3 protein-coding genes are annotated in these 2,726 nt (G+C 65.0%); all 3 read right to left on the bottom strand.

The features are described 5' to 3' along the window. On the bottom strand, positions 1-779 hold a 779-nt coding region (gene gluQRS, locus AC1D0Z_RS19110), incomplete at its 3' end, for a tRNA glutamyl-Q(34) synthetase GluQRS (protein WP_477659768.1). A 112-nt stretch (positions 780-891) separates the two neighbouring features. Continuing rightward, complete coding sequence (locus AC1D0Z_RS19105) at positions 892-1,965, bottom strand: NAD(P)/FAD-dependent oxidoreductase (protein ID WP_477659767.1); 1,074 nt, start codon at positions 1,963-1,965, stop codon at positions 892-894. A 180-nt stretch (positions 1,966-2,145) separates the two neighbouring features. Beyond that, positions 2,146-2,726 (bottom strand): LysR substrate-binding domain-containing protein (locus AC1D0Z_RS19100; RefSeq protein WP_477659766.1); only part of this gene is annotated, 581 nt, incomplete at its 5' end.

Genomic DNA, 2,726 nt, shown 5'->3' with positions numbered 1-2,726 from the left:
GTGTGCAGGTAGCGCGGCAGCGGCAGGCCGAGTGCGCGCTGCAGCAGGATTTGCCGCGCGGTGTTGTCGGCAAGGTCTTCGCCGCGGACGATGTCGGTGATGCCCTGGGCTGCGTCGTCTACCACCACGGCCAGTTGGTAGGCCCACAGGCCGTCGGCACGCTTGAGGACAAAGTCGCCCACCTCCCGGCCGACGTCTTGCGCCTGTGCGCCCAGCCGACGGTCGTACCAGGTGATTTCTGCTTGCGCAGTAGCCGGAGGGGCAAAGTCGGATGCTATTGAATTCATAGCTGCTTGCGCGTGTCCTGATTGGGCTGGAGCATTATTTTGTACACGATTCTGTGTCAAAAACCGCCACGCACGTGCGGCACGGCCATGCAACCCGCCGCGGCAGGTGCCGGGGTATACCAGTTCGCCATGGCGTTCGCGCGGCTGCCCCGAAACAGCTAGCGCCCGCGCAATGTCCTGCCGCGTGCAGGCACAGGGATAGGCCAGGCCGTGGGTGATCAGCGAGTCGAGGGCGTTCTGGTACAGGGCACCGCGTTGTGACTGGTACACCGGCAACTCGTCCGGCACGAGGCCGCAGCACGCGAGCTGTTCAAGAATGACGCGGTCTGCGCCCGGTACGCAGCGCGGGGTGTCGACATCCTCAATGCGGACAAGCCAGCGGCCTTGGTGCGCCCGGGCATCGAGCCAGCTGGCCAGCGCCGCCACCAGCGAGCCGGCGTGAAGCGGACCTGTGGGAGAAGGGGCAAACCTACCTTTGTAGCCCGAGGCCATAAGCAGAAGAAACTATGAGAAAGCTAACCTGGCGGCCGCCGCGCCGGGCCGCCCCAAGCAAGGCCAGCCCCCTCGGGGGGCAGCGTAGTACGCGAAGCGACAAGCGTGGGGGCTAACAAACTTCGAGGGCCATCTCAAGGCCCGAGACAAAGCCGTCTTCGACGCGGTGGCCCAGGCACCAGTCGCCGCAGGCGCCGATGCGAGATTTGGCGTCCCAGGCGTGGGTTTTGCCCAGCGGCTGCTGCGTCTGGGCGTAGCGCCAGCGGTGCACCGCCGCATGCGGCGGCTGGGCGCGGATGCCGGTCACTTCAGTAAACGCTTTCAGCAGCTTGGCCTTGACGCGCTCGGCATCGTCTTCGAGGTGGCGCTCGGACCATTCCGGGCTGGCCTGCACGGTCCAGCGTTCTATCGGGCTGCGCCCGGGTTTGGACGATTCCCGGGCCAGCCAGGCAATGCGATGGTGCGTGCTGCGCGCCGCATTCCAGTGGGGGCCCAGATGCGCCATGGTGGGCTGCATCGCTTGCGGAAAAGCCAGCATCAGCGTCCAGCAGGGCGCCACGCTGACCTCTGACAACTCGGTCACCAGAGGCTTGGCCTGTTGCGAGCTGAGCAGCAGGGCCTGCGCCTGCGAAGACGGCACCGCCAGAATGACGGTGTCAAAACCCGAATGCACGCGGCTGTCTGCGCCCGGCCCTTCGGTTTGCAGCTGCCATTGCCCGGCGTGCAGTTTGTCGGGTTCGATCCGCATGACTTCTGTTTCAAGCGCGAGCTGCCCCGCAGTCGCCAGAGGCTGGGCCCACAGCCGGACCAATGCGTTCATGCCGGGGGAGGCAACCCAGTGGGCTTCCTTGGGCGGCAGGGCCGAGGCCACTACCCGGCCGAGTTCATCGAGGATGCGCACGGTGTTGGCGCTCCAGGGCCGTACCAGCCCGGTAGCGGTAGCCAGGGCCTTTTCAAAGCGTGCGTCGCGCACGGTGAAATATTGCGTGCCGTGGTCAAAGCCGCCGAATTCGCTTTCGCGCGTGGCCATCCGGCCGCCGGCGCCCCGGCTTTTTTCAAACACGGTGACGCGGTGCCCTGCCTGCACCAAGGTGCGGGCACAGGCGATGCCTGCAATGCCCGCGCCTATGACGGCAATACGGCGCGGGGCCGCGGATTCAGGGGATCGGATGGATTTTTTTGTCATGTCTTTGTACTTTTGTGCGGTTTGACGAATGGGCGTGCTGCGGGTCATTCAAACGGTTTGCGGCGTCCCGGCGTATGTCATCACATCTCAACCATAAACGAAAACTTCAGGAAGCTGTTCTACGCACACTCTACACGCAGCCGCAGCGCATGCGTGGTTATTGCGCGTAACTACGGGTTTTCATGCAGACTGGTCACGCTCCAGCAGCGCTTTTCGCGTGGCGGGATTTTCCAGTTGCTTGAGCCACCACTGCAGTGCACGCCCGCCCTGGCCGTCCACGGCGCGCAGCCACGCGTAACTCATGGGCACGAGGCGTGGTGCGCGCTGCATTTTTTTCTCGACCAGCCTGCCGGTGGCGACGTGCGGTCGGGCAAGGTATTCGGGCAGAAAGCCACCGCCCAGACCCCGCAGCTGGGCTTGCAGTTTTTCCTGCATGCCCGGCACTGTGAAGATGTCCTGGCCACCGAGCAGGCCCACGGTGATGCCGCTGCCCCGCTGCACCGAATCCGCCACGGCCACCGCACGGTGGGGCATCAGCATCGCGTCCGTCACCGGTTCGGCGGCCTTTGCCAGTGGGTGATGCGGCGCGACGGCGTAGATGAAATGAATGCTGCCCAGTGTCTTGTGCTGTACCGATGTATTGGCGGACGGCTCCATGGCCACCCCGATGGCCAGGTCTGCCTGGCCTGAGGTCAGCGCTTCCAGCGTGCCTGAGAGTGCTTCTTCACGGATCCGAAGGCGGGTGGGCGGGTTCAGGGCAA

This window comes from Polaromonas sp. P1_E3, from assembly GCF_056405935.1.
Note: the sequence above shows the minus strand (reverse complement) of the source record. Positions and strands in the feature narration are given on the sequence as shown.

Bases quoted from the DNA above. Each gene is read 5' to 3' on its own strand.
- AC1D0Z_RS19105 (WP_477659767.1), bottom strand. From the start codon at position 1,965: ATGACAAAAAAATCCATCCGATCCCCTGAATCCGCGGCCCCGCGCCGT.